This is a genomic window from Streptomyces sp. NPDC047971, assembly GCF_040653355.1.
GTDB lineage: Bacteria > Actinomycetota > Actinomycetes > Streptomycetales > Streptomycetaceae > Streptomyces.
Genome location: NZ_JBEZNW010000040.1, coordinates 1 through 15,953 on the forward strand (window position 1 = coordinate 1; position 15,953 = coordinate 15,953).

Below are 15,953 nucleotides of genomic sequence, written 5' to 3' on the forward strand. Positions count from 1 at the left end.
ACGAAGTACGCCGCGGCGCCGGCCGGGACGAGCAGGATCGCGGTGGCGAACACGGTCCAGTCGCGGCCGCCGAAGCGGGTGACGGCGTAGCTGTAGGGCAGCCTCAGCAACGACCCGACGACGGTGGGGACGGCGACCAGCAGGAACTTCTCTCCGGGGTCGAAGTCGAAGCCGATGTCGGGGGTCATGAAGAGGACGAGGACGGACCACAGGGTCCACACCGAGAACCCGACGTGTTCCGAGAGGACGGACAGGACGAGGTTGCGACGGGCGATGCGACGGCCGCCCGCCCGCCAGGCGTCCTCGTCCTCGGGGTTCCAGCCGGTGAGCCAGTGGTGTCGCTTTTTCGCTGCTTCGGCCATGGCGTGCTCCAGGTGTGTGGAAGGCTCGTGGGCAAGGGCCGGGCCCCGGCGAATGGTCGTCGCCGGGGCCCGGTCCGTCCGGCTGCGGGGCCGCCTGGATCAGAAGTCGAGGTCGAGCGCCTTGACCTTGTCCCGCTCGCGGTCCGGGTGGCTGTCGGAGAACACGAAGCAGCGGGTGTTCTTGAGCTTGTCGTTCTCGACCTTGGCGGTGGAGAAGATCACCACGGGTACGCGCTCGCCCTTGTTGAGGAAGTCGGCGCGGAAGTCGATGATCGGCGCGTCCTCCCCCCAGCGGCCGAGGAAGTCCTCCACGACCTCCTGGTCGGCGTAGATGTGCCGGATGTGGTGGCCGACGTAGCCGTCCGGCCGCTCGGTCGCGCCGACGATCGCGATGTCCTTCCAGTTGGCGTGGGCGACGGTGCCGTCCTCCTCGATGAGGTGAATGGCCACCGGGCAGTTGTCGTAGTAGCTCTCGATGAACGGGACCGCTTCCTCGCCCACCGGCCGGTACGACGCGTCGGGGCGGTCGACCTCGGCGATCCAGGCGACCGCGGTGGTGTCGCCCTCGCCGGCTCGCGGGGAGGGCGTCGGGTGCGAGGTCACCGGCCGCAGGGCCCAGAAGCCGTAGGTGGCTCCGTCGACCTCGCCGAAGCCGACGTTGGCGTATCCGGCGGGGAAGCGCGGGTGGGCGAAGGTCGTCTCGATGTTCTCGACCGGCCGGCCCGCGGCCAGCAGGGCGGCGTGGTCGTCGATGCCGAGGGCGCCGGGGAGCTTGGCGCCGGTGGCGGAGTGCTCCGCGAGGAGCTCGGTGGCGGCCTTGTTCGCGAGGACCACGACGCCCTCGGCGTCGGTGACGAGCATGCCCGGCGAGGCCCAGTTGAAGAGGTCGAGGAGCTGCTCGGAGGAGGGGTGCTGTGCCATGGTGATCATGCCTTTCGTGGGATCAGAGAACCTTGCGGCTGTAGTTGAAGACCTGGCCCGTGGGGCCGTTGGAGGGGAAGGCGGCGATCGTGACGATCCACTCCGCGACGGTGCGCGGCGACTTGAGCCAGTCGGTGCCGAAGCCCTCGTTGATGGCGCGGATGATCTGGTCGCTCGCCTCGCCGTCGAGACCCGCCATCGTCATGGCGGTGGCCACGGGACCGGGTCGGACCTCGTTCGCCACGACACCGTCGTCGGCGAACTCGACGGAGCACGCCCGCATGAGCGTGGTCATGGCGGCCTTGCTCGCCGCGTACGCCCAGCGTTCCGGCTTGTAGCCGTTGGCCAGGCTGGCCCCGACGAAGGTCAGGGACCCGCCGCCGCCCTGCTTGAGCAGTCCGGCGGTCGCCTGGACGAGGGTGAGGGCGGTGTGCACGTTGTTCTCGTACGCTTCGGCCGCCACGCCCCAGTCGAGCGTGGGCAGGCCGTCCGGGTCGGGTGAGACGCCGGCGTTGAGGACGACGGCGTGCACACCGTCCCGGGTGGTCGCGGCGGCGGACGCGAGGGCGGCTCGTACGGCCTCGTCGTCGCGCAGGTCCGCCACCAGGTCCACGTACCCGTCCTCGGCGGCCAGGGCGGGGTTGCCGCGCCGGGAGAGGCCGATGACGGTGTACGCGCGGCGCAGGAACTCGGCCGCCACGGCGGCGCCGATGCCGGACGAGGTGCCCGACACCACCGCGACCCGGGAAGCCCCGGAGGCCATCAGGCCGCCTGGAAGACGGTCGTGTCGATGGCCTTCAGCGTGCGCATCGACGCGATGGTGATGACGCCGGGGTCCAGCTTCCGGCCGTGGATGCGCTCCACCTCGATCACCATCTGCACGAACTGGAGGCTGGTGACGGTGCCCGATTCGATGAGGTCCGTGTCGTCCTGGATCCGGACCGGCCCATCGTGCAGGTTCTCGAGCCAGGTCCGCAGCACGGATATCTTGCTGTCCACGTGTCTTCTTCCTCTCTTCTCTCTTACTTCGCTGTGAACCGCACCGCGAACGCGCTGGGGTGGGAGAACGACTGGCTCGCCGCCCTTCTGCGGTCGCGGGTGACGGCGATGTCCGCGCAGCGTTCGACGAGGTCCGCCACCAGCAGCGAGAACTCGGTCTTGGCGAGCAGCGCCCCGGGGCACGCGTGTGCACCGACGGCGAAGGGGATCGAGCCCTTTCGGCTCCTGCTGAGGTCGAACCGGTCCGGGTGGGCGAAGACCCGCGGGTCCCGGTTGGCTCCGGCGATGGACGCGAGGACGGCCGAGTGGCGCGGTATCCGTACGCCGCCCAGGGCGAGGTCCTCGCTCGCGAACCGGACGATGGTCTGCACGGGCGGGTAGAGCCGGAGCGCCTCTTCGACGAAGTCGTCCCGGACCGCGGGATCGTGGAGCTCGTCGAGGCCGAACAGGCCGCGGCCCATGCAGTAGACCAGCGAGGTGATGAAGGCGCTGCTGGTCTCGGTGCCCGCCAGGAAGAACAGCAGGGCGGTGGAGCGTACTTCGGCGTCCGTCAGGGAGATGCCCCTGCGGTCGCGGGTCTGCTCGATGGTCTCCAGCAGCGACCGGCCGTCGCCCCGGCCGGCGGTGCGCTGCTCCTCGATCAGCCGCAGCAGTTCGTCGACGTTGGTGTGCGTCTGCTCGGTCTCCTCGGTGGGGTAGTCGAGGAGCCGGGCGAGGGGGCGGGTCAGGGTGTGGAACCGGTCCTCGAGCGCCGGGTCGATCCCGAGGATCGTGCACACGATCCCGTAGGGCACCTTGTGGGCGTGGGTGGCGTGGAAGTCGTCGCACTCCGAGTCGAGGACGGAATCCACGAGGGCTTCGACGAGGCCGGGCATGAGGGTCCGCTTGTAGGCGTCGACGCGCCCGGCGGACAGGATCGGGGCCAGCAGGGCCCGGAAGGCGCGGTGCTCCGCGCCGTCCGCGTCCAGGACGTTGGGCCCGAAGGCCCGCGCGCTGGCCTTGAGCGGGTGCTCGGCCACGATGTCCGGATGGGCGAGGGCCTCCTGCACCGTCCTGTTGCCGGTCACGGCGAACACTCCGCCGTCGAGACGGTGGACGTCCGCGTCCGCGGGCAGTGTCCGGTACCAGTACGGCCGCGCCAGCAGGCCGACGGGATCCGCCGCCGTCGCTACGCCGGGCATGTGAGGGTCCCTCCGGCACCGAGGGCCGCGATGCCGGCCAGGATGCGCATGGCGGCGAGCCATTCGGAGTTCGTCAGGCCCATCGAGCCGGGCTCGGTGTAGTGGGCGGTGAGAGTGCCGGTGCGGCCGTCGGGCAGGCGGATCGCGCCGTGGAACCGAGCGGTGCGGGAGGCGTCGCCCTCGCTTTCGAGGGCGAGGTCACCGAAGGCGAGGGTGACGTCGTCGGTGAAGTTGCGCCTGATGAGTTCGTGGGCGAGCCTCAGGCGTTCGGCGGGATCGGGTTCGGCCGCGTACCGGTCGAGGAGGGCGTTGGCCGCTTCCAGGACCTGTTCGACGCGGCGCTTGCCCTGGATGGAGTCGAGCGCGAGGGAGAACCGCGCTTCGGTAGGGCTGTGCGTCTTCACGGATGTACTTCCTTGCCTGCGCGCGGAGTACCGCGCACGGTGGAGGTGCGGAGGAAGAAACGTTCATTCAGGCCGTCGTCTCCGGCCTTTTCTCAGGCCGACTTCTCAGGCCGACGACTGCTCAGGCCGTCTTCTAGGGCCGGGGGCCGTGCCTCGGACGGTTCCGTCCGGCCGTTCTCTCGGACAGTTCCGTCCGGCCGTTCTCTCGGACAGTTCCGTCCGGCCGTTCTCTCGGGCAGTTCCGTCCGGCCGTTCTCTCGGACGGTGCCGTCAGGCCGCTCTCGGCGACCTTTCCCGGCGGTCGTTCTCTCGGACAGTTCCGTCCGGCCGTTCTCTCGGACGGTGCCGTCAGGCCGCTCTCTGCGACCTTTCCCGGCGGTCGTTCTCTCGGCGGTGGTGGTCGGCGTCGTTCTCGGCGCCCTTCCCAACGGTCGTTCTCGGCGGTCGTTCTCGGCAGCCGTTGTCGGCGGTCGTGCTCTCAGGCCGTTCCCTCCGGCCGGTCCGTCAGTCGGAGTAGCCGAAGTGTGCCGAGAGCCGCCGCTTGTCGATCTTCGTGTTGTCCAGCAGCGGCATGGCGGACACGAAGTGCACCGCGGCGGGCACCATGTAGGAGGGCAGGGTGGCACGGAGCCTGCTGCGCATCTCCGCTTCCGACGCGACCGTCTCGGGCTTCTCGGCGAACAGGACGAGGCGCCTGCCACCGTCGCGGTCCCGCGGCGCGATGACGACCGACCGCGTACTGCCCAGCGCGAGGGCGGCCGCCTCGATCTCCGCCGGTTCGACGCGGTGTCCCGCGACCTTGATCTGGGCGTCCTCGCGCCCCGAGAAGTGGAGGACGCCCGCGGCGTCCAGCCGGCCCCGGTCTCCCGTCAGATAGACCCGGCGCACCCGGCCGTCGACGGTGACGTCGCGGAAGGCGGCGTCCGTCAGGTCGGGCGCGTCCAGGTATCCCGCGGCGAGTCCGGTGCCGCCGATCGCGACCTCGCCCGTCTCGCCGGGCGGGACCGGCGCCCCGTCGCGGAGGATGTGCAGCTCCGTGCCGGGGACGGGCCGTCCGGCGGGGACGCCCGCGGCAGCGACGGTGTCGGCCTCGACGATCCGGTGGACCGTGGCGAAGACGCAGGACTCGACGGGACCGTATCCGTTGTACAGCTCGATGTCCGGATAGGCGGCGAGCAGCGCGCGGCAGTTGGAGGGTGAGGGCTTGTCTCCTCCGAGGAGAAGGGCGCGCAGCCCGGCCAGGCAGTCGATGTCCCCGCCGGCGATCACGTCGTACAGCGAGGGGGTCAGGAAGAGGTGGGTGGCGCCGTGGTCGGCGACATAGGAGCGGATCGCGGGCGGCAGCAGGAGATCGTCCTCGTGGACGAGTACGGTGCCTCCGCGCAGCAGCATCCCCCACAGTTCCAGGGTGAAGGCGTCCCAGGCGACGGCCGCGGCGTTGATCATGACCGGGGTGTCGCCCCAGTCCATGAAGCCCGTCGGGGTGAACAGGCGGGTGGTCGCCCGGTGGGGCGAGAGCACCGCCTTGGGAGTGCCCGTGCTGCCGGAGGTCCAGAAGACCGTCGCGGTCGCGCTCGGGTCGACGTCCGGCAGTGGCCGGGTCGGCGTCGGCGCGGCATGCGCGTCCGCGCGCAGGGCTGCCAGTTCGACGGGGACGATCCCGGCCTCGTCCAGGACCACGGCTCCGGCGGCGTCGGCGAGGACGACGGGAGGGCGCATGTCCTTCACGAAGGCGCCGACGCGGGCGGCCGGCCATCTCACATCGAGCATTCCGTACGCCGCACCGGTCATCAGAATGCCCAGAAGGGCGGCGGGGAGGTCGCGGGACCTGCGGGCCACGACGGGGACGATATCTCCCGGAACGACGCCGCGAGCCGTCAGAACGGATGAGATACGGCGCGCTTCGGTGAATAGTTCCGCATAGGTCACCCGCCCTTCAGAGGAAATGATTGCATCCCTCTCGGGTAATTCTCGTGCCAACCTCCCCAATGCGCCATGAATGGTTTCTTCGGTATTAGTTTCGCCGTACACGCTGCTCGTCATGAACTCCCCCGTAGAAAATCACAGAGATTTCTCCGACACGGCGGGGGAGCTCAGTCATAGATCATCGACGAGGGAACGAGGGAGCCCGGGGCGAGGTCGAGGCGGGGCGGCGCGGAGAACTCCAGGAGAACCGCCCCCTCCTCGCCGACGAACGTGGCGGTGTGACGCTTCCGCGAGGGGATGTAGGCGACGTCGCCGGCGTTGAGCTCGTACTCGGTCCCCTCGCAGACGAAGCGGATCGAGCCCTCGGTGACCACCACCCACTGCTCGTTCTCGTGCCAGTGCGGCGGCAGGTTCAGGTCGCCGGACCGGTCGGCGACGACCCTGAGGCAGGACATCTCCTGCCCGAAGGCGAAGCGGCGCGCCAGCGCGATCCCCTCGGCCTTCAGCTCCTCGTGGTCTTCCCAGTTGATCTTCATTTCTCTCTCCTCGTCTACGTTCGGGCCTCGCGGCCCTTCATGCGGAATTCGGAAGGAATGGAAATTTCAACGGGCTCGCTTATCGAAGCCGAATCCAACAGTACGTGACCTTGAAATGCCGTTCAATGCCGTTTCAGATGATGGGATGACTGCAAAGAGACGTTCAAGTTCCGCAGACGACATTTCAAAGCAGGATTACCTACCTGGGACCTGGGGTACCGGCGGGAATATCTGTCAAGTTGGGCGCATCCTTTTCCGAAGCCTTCCCGACGGGGTCGCGAAGGCGGAACGCCAGCAGTACGGGCACGACGAACAGGCCGAGGAGCGCGTAGAAGGCCGCCCGCAGGCCGCTCGTGTCCGCGAGCCACCCGAACAGCGGCGAACAGAGCCCGCCGGCCGCCATGGCCAGGCCCAGGGTCAGCCCGCTGGCCGTGCCGGGCCGGCTGGGCAGGTAGTCCTGAGCGAGCGTCACCTGGGCCGCGAACGGAAGGAACATCGCGGCACCGAACAGGACCGTGCTCACCGTCAGGACCCAGAAGGACGGCGCCCAGGCGATGCCCGCGAGGGTGGGCATCGCCAGCAGATAGCCGAGCCGCACGGCCCCCATCCGGCCGTACCGGTCGCCGATCCAGCCGCCGAGCAGCGTCCCCACGGCGCCCGCCGCCGTGTATCCGGTGAGCACGGCCGCGCCCGCCGCGCCCGACTGGCCCAGCTCGCGCTGCGCGTACAGGGAGACGAGCGAGGTGACGGTGACGAAGGGGACGGACCAGCCGAGGATGACGACCACCAGGTGCGAGAAGCGCCGCCAGTCGTCCGCCCGGGCGGGTCCATCCGGTGCCGCCGCGGCCCGCGCGCCCGGCGGCGCCGGGGTCGCGGTCCGCAGTCGCCGGCGCGCCCTGCCCGCTTGGAGGAGCCACAGGACCGCCATGACAACGGCCGGGACGGCCAGCAGAGGGCTCGCGGGGAAGCCGAGCGCCCCGATGACCCAGGTGACGAACGCCGGGGCGAGGGAGCCCCCGACGGTCCCGCCGACCGAGAACACGCTCATGGCCTTCTGCGAGGAACCCCCGGCCAGTCTCGCCTGGCTCGTCGCCGGCGGGTGGTAGGCGGCGATGCCCACTCCCGCCAGCGCGACGAACACCCAGGTGGCGAGGTAGCCGGTGGACAGGGCCGCCGCGACCACGCCGAACGCGGCCGTCAGGAACCCGGCCGGCACCAGCCAGGTGCGCGGCCGGCGATCCGACAGCACACCGAAGACGGGCTGGAACAGGCTGGAGACCCCGCTTGCGGCGAACGCCAGGCCGGAGACGGCGGCATAGCTGTAGTGCCGCTCCGTCATCAGGAACGGCAGCATCGCCGGGATGGCCCCCTGGTACAGGTCGTTGACCGTGTGCGTGCCGGTCAGGAAGGCGAGCTGGCCCTTTTTCATCGTGAAACGTCCGGTTCCGTTCTTCAGATGCCGACATATGACCTCAGCTACTCAGGTCCTCTGAGGTGTCACCTTAGCGATCACCCGTGCGGAAGGAAACCCGCCTCCTCGCACGGGTGTTGAGGCGAGCGCCCGCCCTCGGGACAAGACCCGCCGCGCGGTCGACGAGGGCAGAGGACGCGCTCGCCCCGGCCTGCGGGCCGGGCGGTGGCCGCCGCCCGACCCGCGTTCACCCGACGGCGGCCGGGTGCCTCGTCCGTACGCTCCACCGGCCGTCCCGCCGGTCGAGCCGGACCGGATGGTCGAAGCAGGCACTGACCAGATCACCGGTCAGGACCTCCTCGACCCGTCCGGCGGCCAGGCACCTCCCGCCCCGCAGCAGCATCGCGTGCGTCGTCCCGGGCGGAAGCTCCTCCAGGTGGTGCGTGACCAGAACCGATGCCAGTTCGGGGTGGGTCAGGCCGAGTGCGCCCAGCCGGTCGATCAGCTGCTCCCGGCCCGCGACGTCGAGCCCGGTGGCGGGCTCGTCGAGCAGGAGCAGCCGGGGACTGGGCATCAGCGCGCGGGCGATGAGCGCCCGGGTCCGCTGCCCCTGGGACAGCACGGGCCAGCGCGCCTCCCGCCGGTCCCCCAGGCCGAGCAGCCCGATGAGCTCCTCGGCCCTGGCGGCCTCGTCTCCGGTCGGGGACCACCGCGGCACCCGCTCGACGCTGTTCGTCAGGCCGGTCAGCACCACGTCCCGCACCGTCAGGGGCGAGCGCAGCGGATGCCGGGGGTCCACATGCCCCACGCGCGAACGCAGTCGACGCATGTCCACCCGGCCCAGCCGCTCCCCCAGCACCTCGACCGTCCCCCGAGTGGGGTGTGCGAGCGCCCCCAGGAGGGAGAGCAGCGTGCTCTTGCCCGCGCCGTTGGAGCCGAGGAGCGCCCAGTGCTCGCCGGGGCGCACGGCCAGGGACAGGCGGTGCAGGATGGGGTCGCCGTCGCGGACGAAGTCCACGCCGGTGACGCGGAGTACGGGCGCCTCGCTCACGGCCGCGCGGCCCACGCGCGGTTGACCGCGGCCATGACGGCGTGCACCGAGGCGGCGAGGATGGAGGTGTCCCAGCCCGCTCCCCAGACGCCGGCGCCCTCGACCCGGCACTCGGCGTAGGCCACGGCGGGGCTTCCGGGGCCGACGGCGGTGGCGTGTTCCGCGTAGGTGAGGATGTCGACGTCGATCCCCGCGGCGCCCAGGGCGTCGGTGAGCGCCGACAGCGGGCCGTTGCCCGTTCCCCGGAGGGTGTGCTCGGCGCCGCCCACGGACAGGGTGCACAGGATCTCGTGCTCGGCGGGGCCCGTCTGCGCGGTCTGCCAGGAGGCCAGCGTGACCGGCCCGTCCTGGGCGGGTGCGATGTAGGTGCGGTGGAACAGCTCCCACAGGTCCTTGTGGGAGAGCTCGAGCCCGCTGGTGTCGGTGACCTGCTGCACCGTACGGGAGAAGTCCGGGCGCATCGCCTTCGGCAGGTCCAGGCCGTGGTGCGCCTGGAGCAGGTGGGCGATGCCGCCCTTGCCCGACTGCGAGTTGATCCGGATGACCTCCTCGTAGGTACGGCCGACGTCGCCCGGGTCGATGGGCAGGTACGGCACGGCCCACGGCGCCCGCTCGGCCGGTACGCCCAGGTCACGGGCCTGCCGGGCGTGGTGGGCCATGCCCTTGGAGATGGCGTCCTGGTGCGTGCCCGAGAAGGCCGTGTGCACCAGTTCGCCGCCGTAGGGGTGGCGGGGGTGGACCGGCAGTCGGGTGCAGTGCTCGACCACCTCGCGTACGGCGTCGATGTCGGAGAAGTCCACCATCGGGTTGACGCCCTGCGCGTAGAGGTTCAGCGCCAGCGTGACCAGGTCGACGTTGCCGGTCCGTTCGCCGTTGCCGAACAGGCACCCCTCGACGCGCTGCGCGCCGGCCAGGACGGCCAGTTCGGCGCAGGCGACGCCGGTGCCGCGGTCGTTGTGCGGATGCACGGAGAGGATGACCGACTCGCGGCGCGCGAGGTGGCGGTGCATGTATTCGATCTGGTCGGCGTACACGTTCGGGGTCGCGATCTCCACCGTCGCCGGCAGGTTGTGGACGACCGGCCGGTCGGGGCTCGCCTCCCACAGCTCCGTGAGCCCGTTGCAGACCTCCAGGACGTAGTCCGGCTCCGTGAGGTTGAAGACCTCCGGGGAGAACTCGAAGCGGATGTCCGCCCCGCGCCGCTCCTCGGCGCGCCGCATCAGATACGTGGCGGCCTCCCGGATGAGCGCGTGCAGCTCGTCGCGGGTCCGGCCCAGGACCACGTCGCGCCAGGTGGGCGCGGTGGCGGTGTACAGGTGGACCAGGGTGTGGGGCAGTCCTTCGACGGAGGCGACGGTCCGGTCGATCAGGTCCTGCCGGGCGGCGGTGAAGACGGAGATGGTGACGTCGTCGGGGACCGCGCCGCTCTCGGCGAGGTGGCGGACGAAGTCGAAGTCGGTCTGGCTCGCGGACGGGTAGCCGACCTCGATCTCCTTGAACCCCATGGCGCACAGCAGGTCGAACATCCGGCGCTTGCGGGCGATGTCCATCGGCTCGGCGAGCGCCTGGTTGCCGTCGCGCAGGTCGACCGGGACCCAGAGCGGGGCCTGCACGAATTGCCGGGACGGCCAGGACCGGTCCTGGAGGGGCAGGGCGACCCGCTCGTGCGCGGATCGGTAGCGCTCGTGCGGCATCGCGCTCGGCCGCTGCGGATTCCAGGAGGGTGCGCCCGTGGGAACGGCACCCGAGGGCGTGCGCAGCGTGGGGAAGGTCGCGCTTCGCGGGGATTCCATGACTCTGAACTTCCTTCGGTCGACCATCGGTTGACCGGCGCAGAACGGCCCCGCTGCGGGGTGCCGGTCAGGTCAGACCCCGCAGCGGCAGCCGAGAAGAAGGGCACGCAGCGTCATGGCCGGTACACTAACCACAGCTCAGCTCCTCAGACAACCCGATAGGTGAAGAACATGCCACTTGGCGCCCTCCGCCCCAGCCCTCTGGTGGAACAGGCCACGCAGCACCTGCGCGACCAGATCACAGGAGGCCACTGGCCGGTCGGCACCAAGCTGCCCGCCGAGACCGCCCTGGCCAAGACGCTCGGAGTCGGCCGCTCCACCGTCCGGGAGGCCCTGCGCGCACTGGCGGGAGCGGGCCTCGTGCAGGCCCGCCAGGGCTCCGGCGTGTTCGTCGTCGCCACCGAACCGGCCGAGGACTGGCCGACCCGGCTGCGCCAGGCCGCCATCACCGACATCTACGAAGTCCGGATGCTCATCGAGGTCGAGGCCGCTCAACTCGCCGCGCAGCGCCGTACCGAGGACGACCTCACCGTGATCGACGCGGCTCTGGCACGCCGTCGCGAGGCCGCGGGCGGCGACACCATCGGCTTCGTCGACGCCGACATCGCCCTGCACGCGGCGGTCGTGGCCGCAGCGCACAACCCCGTACTCACCGGCCTGTTCACCGAGTTCGTGCCCGTGCTCCGCCAGGCCCTCGTCGATCTGGTGGAGCTGCTCGGTCTGCGCTCCGACGAGCCGAACCATGGCGACGTCGGCCACGCCGCCCTGGTGGACGCCATCGCGCAGTCGGATGCCGAGGCCGCGGGCACCATCCTGCGGGACGAGCTGAACCAGACGCTCGCCCAGCTCCGCAGCATCTGACGAACGCCCCTGCCGCCGACGGAAGGCCCACCGGCATGCCGGACGCCCTGCCCTGGATACGTCCCTATCCGTCCTCCGAATCCTCCGGCCGGCCGGCCCGGGCAGGGCGACGCTGGAGAGTCCTGTTCTTCCCCCATGCCGGAAGCTCCAGCGGCTCCTACGAGCGGCTCGCCTCCTCACTGTCCGGCGAGGCCGACACGGCCTGCGTCCAGTACCCGGGCCGGGCGGAACGGGAGCGGGAGCCGTTCTTCACGGACCTCCATCGGGTGGCGGACGAGGTGGCCACGGCCTTCACCCGCTGGCGCGGTGGCGACCCGGTCCTGCTCTTCGGCCACAGCCTCGGCGCGGCGGTGGCCTACGAGGTCGTCCGACGGACGGCGGACCAGGGCCGACTGGTCCTCGCCGTCTCCGGGCACCCCGCCCCGTCGCGCCTCCCCCACGACCGGCCGACCGTCTCGGACGATCAAGTGGCACGACTGGTCGGGGAGTTGGGCGGTGCCGATGCGGAGTTTCTGGAACATCCGCTGCTGCGCCGGCTGTTCCTTCCCGTGATCCGAGCCGACCTTACGGCGCACGCCCGCTACCGACCCGGCGCGGGCGCGGATGTGCGCTGCCCCGTCGTCGCCCTGATGGGAGACCGCGACCCGCTCACGAACCCGGCGGACGTGTATGCCTGGCAGGACCACACTCGCGCCGCGCTCCGAGTCCACACGCTCGCCGGAGGGCACTTCTTCGCCACGGAGCACCCCGAGGAGGTGGCGGACATCTTGCGCCTCGCCATGCACCTCCCGACGACACCGTGCCTCCGTCCGGCGCGCGGGAACGCGGACGGGGTGTTTCCGGGGCAGTGGTGGCACCTCGCGTGACCGGTGGCTGAAGTCCCTTCTCCCGTTGCCGATGCGCGCTGCGGGGAGACCGTCAGGCGCCGACTGTGGCGGTGGCCTCGACGGCTGCGGCCAGCTGGGACCGAAGTGTTCCCGCGTCGGGACGGAGGGAGCCGCTGAAGGCGGCGGAGCCGATGGTGAAGGCGTCGGTACCGGCGTCGGCCAGGGCCTGTATCTGAGCGGCCGTCGTGATGCTCCCGGCGACGACGAGTCGCCCGGTGGTGGCGGCCCGGGCGGCCCGGACGAGGGCGAGCGGGTCGGCTTCCGTCGCTCGGTAGGCAAGCAGGTCCACGCCCGCGCAGCCCGCCGCCTCGGCTCGGCGGCAGTCGTCGGCTATGCGAGCCGGGCCGCCGGCCAGGCTGGTGGGGTGACCCTGCGGTTCGCCGGCGAAGGGGAGGTACTCGATGCCGGTGCCGGAGAGCAGGGCCTGTGTCTCGTCGATCCAGGTCCCGCCCATGAGCCGGTCGACGCCGAGTTCGACCGCGGTCTTCACCGAGGCGAGGGCCTGTTCGCGCGAGGTGCTGACGACCTCCAGGTAGCTGGTGGCGCCCATGTCCGTGATCTGCCGGTGGAGGCGGGCGAGGGTGACGGGTTCGACGCCGACGTCCTTGAAGCCGATGTGGTCGATGCCGAGGTCGCGGACGGCATCGAGGACGTCGAGGCAGTCGGAGACGGTCCGGTCGTCCCGGGTGAGCATGAAGATGAAGTCCACGGCGAAGGTCCTCCGGGTCGAGATGGGCCGGTGCGGGTGGTCGTGTGCGGGTGGTCGGTGGGTGGTCGTGCGTGGGTGGGCGGGGGGTGTGGGCGGGTGGTCGTGCGTGGGTGGTCGTGCGTGGGCAGCGCGCACCGACGGGTGCGGTCGCGACGCGTGCCGGTCCGGGGACGGGGTGAGGCGAGGCGAGTAGGAGCGGGGGTTGGGGCTCGGTGTACGTGAGAAGGCGCGCGCAAGGTCTCCGGCCGGAGTTCGGTGCGGGCACGGGAGCTCCCGCCGGGGGCCGACGAGGGGACCCCGACTCCCGGCCGGGACGCCGGTCAGGACTCCGACCCGGGGGGCGTGGCGTGGGTGCCGGTGTGGGCGTTGGCGGGTCAGATGCCCGTCGGCGCGGGTATCGGCGGCCCGGCCGCACCCGCGCCCGAACCCGCACCCGTGCCGAACTCCGGGCCCGCTTCCGTGCCGGATTCCGCCCCCGCGAGGGCGTCGGCATGGTGGAGGGCGGTGAGCAGGCTGGTGTGGTCCGCGGTGCCCCGGCCCGCGAGGTCGAAGGCCGTGCCGTGGTCGACACTGGTCCGGACGAACGGCAGCCCGATGGTGATGTTGACGCCGTGCTCAAGCCCCAGGTACTTGACGGGTATCAGACCTTGGTCGTGGTACTGCGCGACGACGGCGTCGAACTCCCCGGAACGCGCGCGCATGAAGACCGTGTCGGCAGGCCAGGGGCCGCTGGCGTCGATGCCTTCGCGCCGGGCTGCCCGAACGGCCGGCTCGATGATGTCGAGGTCCTCGCGGCCGAAGAGCCCGCTCTCCCCCGCGTGCGGGTTGAGCGCCGCGACGGCGATACGGGGACGGGTGCCCGTCGGACCGCCGGTGAGGAGCGTACGGTGCGTCAGCCGGATGATCTCCAGCTCGCGGGCCGTGGTGAGCGCGTCGAGGGCCGTGCGCAGTGACTGGTGGACGGTGACCAGGACGACCCGCAGCTCGTCGTTGGCCATCATCATCGCGTAGTCACGCGTGCCCGAGAGCTCGGCAAGGATCTCGGTGTGCCCCGGGTAGGGCAGCCCGGCCAGCCGAAGCGCCTCCTTGTTGATGGGGGCGGTGGTGAGGGCGCGGACTTCGCCTCGGAGGGCGAGTTCGATGCCCCGGCGTACGTACCGGAAGGAAGCGGCTCCGGCGCGGGCGTCGACCGTGCCGAGAGCCAGGTCGTCGGGCAGCGTGTCCTCGGCCAGGACGTTCATGACTCCGGGGCTGTGGGTTGCCTCCGCCACGGAGCGGACGGGCCGCACGGTCACGTCGGTGCCGGTGACGCGGCAGGCCCTGGCGAGGGTGTCCGGGTCGCCGATGACGAGGGCGGTGGGGCGGCGGCGCGGGTCGGCGTATGCCTTGACGGTGATCTCCGGCCCGATGCCGTTCGGGTCGCCCATGGTGATGGCGATGGGCGGTGTCGAGAGGGATGTCGACCCCGTGGGCGTCATGAGACGGGTCCCCCTTCCATGAGGAGGCGGCGGAGGCGGTCGAGGGTTCCCTCGTCGCCGAAGCCGCCGGCTTTGATCAGGACGGGGAGGTGGGGCGCGCTGAGGAGCACCCCGCGTGCGACTCCGGGTTCGGGTTCGTCGACCAGGTCGATGCCCTCGGTCCCGAGCGCTTCGAGCACGGCCACGGCGGTCTCCCCTCCGGTGAGCACGAGTCCGTCGACCGCCCCGGCCACCACGGATTCCCGTACCGCATGGGCCAGATCTGCGGTGAGGGAGCCGCTGGGGGTACGGCGCTCGTCGGGGGTGTGGAGCACGAGGACGGGTGCGGATGCCCGCCGCACGGCGTGGACCGCCGCAGTCGGGTCGTCGGCCACGGCGACGGCGGCCACCTCGGCTCTCGTCCGCAACAGGTCCAACTGGCGCCGGGTGGCCGGGTTCGCGCTACCGACGACCACCAGGGGGCGCCGGGCGCGAGGAAGCTCGGGTCCACGAGCCTTCGGTGTGCGGGCGTGATGGCGGGCCAGTGCCGCGGCGAGGCCCGGGGAGCCGACCCAGAGCACGTCGCGAGCCCGGGGCGCCGAGGAGACGAGGAGGTCGAGCTCGCCGTCCGTGGCCGCCGAGCAGACGAACACGCCACCCTGGCCGATCAGTTCGGGCAGCTTCTCGAACTGATCCGGTTCCAGATGCTCGGCTTCCGGCAGCAGCCGTGCGAGGTCCGAGCAGCGCACCGGGTGGGCCGGGTCCCGCGCGAACTCCGTGTCGTGCACGGGAACGCCCTGCACGTGCTGGATCCCGCGGATCGTGGTCCTTCCCTCCGCGGGGAAGGCGGGCGCGACGACGACCGCACGTCGGCCCGAACCCGTGAGGGCGGCACGGATCTCGGCCGCCACATGCCCCCGCAGCGTGGAGTCGACGGTCTTGACCAGCAGCTCGGCCGTCGCGAAGGCACGCGCGGCCCGTTCGGTCCGGGTCACCGCCGCCCATTCGTCCAGCAGCCGGCTGCCGAGGTCGACGGCGACCACACCCTCCGGGGCCGCCGACCCGCCCGCTTCGAGCGCGTCCCAGCCCCCGGAACCGACATCGGTACCGGCACCGCCATCGGCACCAGCACCCTCCGTACCGGCACCACCCCCCGTACCGGCACCACCCTGGGCACCGGCACCGGCACCGGCACCGCCCTCGGTAGCCGCGTCACTCTCGGCGATGGTCAACAGGACCTTCGCCCGGTGTCCGGCCCTGCGGAAGGGCGCCGCGCCGTCGCCGGCGCTGGTGAGATCGTCCGCGAGCACGGCGATGCTCGCCACGGGATCGTCCTGGGGTCCCACCCACATGCGTCGTCCTCCTCTGCCGACCGACCGGTGACGACATCAACACTGACGCCAGGAAAGCACCTGGACAAGCGATTCCTTCTCACCCCACCTGTGACTAGATTTC

General features: G+C 71.4%; 15 protein-coding genes and 1 pseudogene. 2 read left to right on the forward strand and 14 right to left on the reverse strand.

What is annotated here, in order from left to right; translation table 11 throughout:
* From AB0D99_RS28950 to leuA, 11 genes and pseudogenes are all read right to left on the reverse strand, one after another.
* Positions 1–362 (reverse strand): annotated as a pseudogene (locus AB0D99_RS28950) (MFS transporter); the annotation flags it as partial.
* 99 nt (positions 363–461) lie between these two features.
* Positions 462–1,283 carry a PAS domain-containing protein gene (locus AB0D99_RS28955; protein WP_362368584.1) on the reverse strand — a complete coding sequence of 274 codons (822 nt, stop codon included), beginning with the start codon at positions 1,281–1,283 and terminating at the stop codon, positions 462–464.
* Between the two features lie 22 nt (positions 1,284–1,305).
* Positions 1,306–2,046, reverse strand: coding sequence for an SDR family oxidoreductase (locus AB0D99_RS28960; RefSeq protein ID WP_362368587.1), 741 nt, complete (start codon positions 2,044–2,046; stop codon positions 1,306–1,308).
* Positions 2,046–2,282 carry a phosphopantetheine-binding protein gene (locus tag AB0D99_RS28965; protein WP_362368590.1) on the reverse strand — a complete coding sequence of 79 codons (237 nt, stop codon included), beginning with the start codon at positions 2,280–2,282 and terminating at the stop codon, positions 2,046–2,048. Before AB0D99_RS28965 ends, AB0D99_RS28960 begins: the two co-directional genes overlap by 1 nt.
* 23 nt (positions 2,283–2,305) lie before the next feature.
* A complete protein-coding gene (locus tag AB0D99_RS28970; RefSeq protein ID WP_362368593.1) occupies positions 2,306–3,463 on the reverse strand; it encodes a cytochrome P450 in 1,158 nt (385 codons plus the stop codon).
* Entirely contained in the window at positions 3,451–3,867 is a 417-nt protein-coding gene (locus AB0D99_RS28975) for a hypothetical protein (RefSeq protein ID WP_362368596.1), read from the reverse strand. The genes AB0D99_RS28970 and AB0D99_RS28975 overlap by 13 nt, the downstream gene beginning before the upstream one ends.
* A 504-nt stretch (positions 3,868–4,371) precedes the next feature.
* A complete protein-coding gene (locus AB0D99_RS28980; protein WP_362368599.1) occupies positions 4,372–5,910 on the reverse strand; it encodes an AMP-binding protein in 1,539 nt (512 codons plus the stop codon).
* Between the two features lie 50 nt (positions 5,911–5,960).
* Positions 5,961–6,329, reverse strand: coding sequence for a cupin domain-containing protein (locus AB0D99_RS28985; protein ID WP_362368603.1), 369 nt, complete (start codon positions 6,327–6,329; stop codon positions 5,961–5,963).
* 199 nt (positions 6,330–6,528) lie between these two features.
* Complete coding sequence (locus tag AB0D99_RS28990) at positions 6,529–7,758, reverse strand: MFS transporter (protein ID WP_362368606.1); 1,230 nt, start codon at positions 7,756–7,758, stop codon at positions 6,529–6,531.
* A gap of 229 nt (positions 7,759–7,987) precedes the next feature.
* Entirely contained in the window at positions 7,988–8,791 is an 804-nt protein-coding gene (locus AB0D99_RS28995) for an ATP-binding cassette domain-containing protein (RefSeq protein WP_362368609.1), read from the reverse strand.
* A complete protein-coding gene (gene leuA, locus AB0D99_RS29000; protein ID WP_362368612.1) occupies positions 8,788–10,584 on the reverse strand; it encodes a 2-isopropylmalate synthase in 1,797 nt (598 codons plus the stop codon). The genes AB0D99_RS28995 and leuA overlap by 4 nt, the downstream gene beginning before the upstream one ends.
* Positions 10,585–10,755: 171 nt before the next feature.
* Between leuA and AB0D99_RS29005 the strand changes: the two genes are divergently transcribed.
* A complete protein-coding gene (locus AB0D99_RS29005; protein ID WP_362368615.1) occupies positions 10,756–11,445 on the forward strand; it encodes an FCD domain-containing protein in 690 nt (229 codons plus the stop codon).
* Between the two features lie 35 nt (positions 11,446–11,480).
* Entirely contained in the window at positions 11,481–12,311 is an 831-nt protein-coding gene (locus tag AB0D99_RS29010) for an alpha/beta fold hydrolase (protein WP_362368618.1), read from the forward strand.
* Positions 12,312–12,363: 52 nt separating this feature from the next.
* Here the strand turns inward: AB0D99_RS29010 and AB0D99_RS29015 are convergent, their stop codons facing one another.
* The 3 genes from AB0D99_RS29015 to AB0D99_RS29025 form a co-directional block, all read right to left on the reverse strand.
* A complete protein-coding gene (locus AB0D99_RS29015) occupies positions 12,364–13,041 on the reverse strand; it encodes a HisA/HisF-related TIM barrel protein (RefSeq protein WP_362368621.1) in 678 nt (225 codons plus the stop codon).
* 374 nt (positions 13,042–13,415) lie between these two features.
* A complete protein-coding gene (pdxA, locus tag AB0D99_RS29020; protein ID WP_362368623.1) occupies positions 13,416–14,519 on the reverse strand; it encodes a 4-hydroxythreonine-4-phosphate dehydrogenase PdxA in 1,104 nt (367 codons plus the stop codon).
* The gene (locus tag AB0D99_RS29025) at positions 14,516–15,850 is read right to left on the reverse strand and encodes a four-carbon acid sugar kinase family protein (RefSeq protein ID WP_362368626.1); all 1,335 of its coding nucleotides are present in this window, start codon (positions 15,848–15,850) and stop codon (positions 14,516–14,518) included. Before AB0D99_RS29025 ends, pdxA begins: the two co-directional genes overlap by 4 nt.
* Positions 15,851–15,953: the final 103 nt, after the last annotated feature.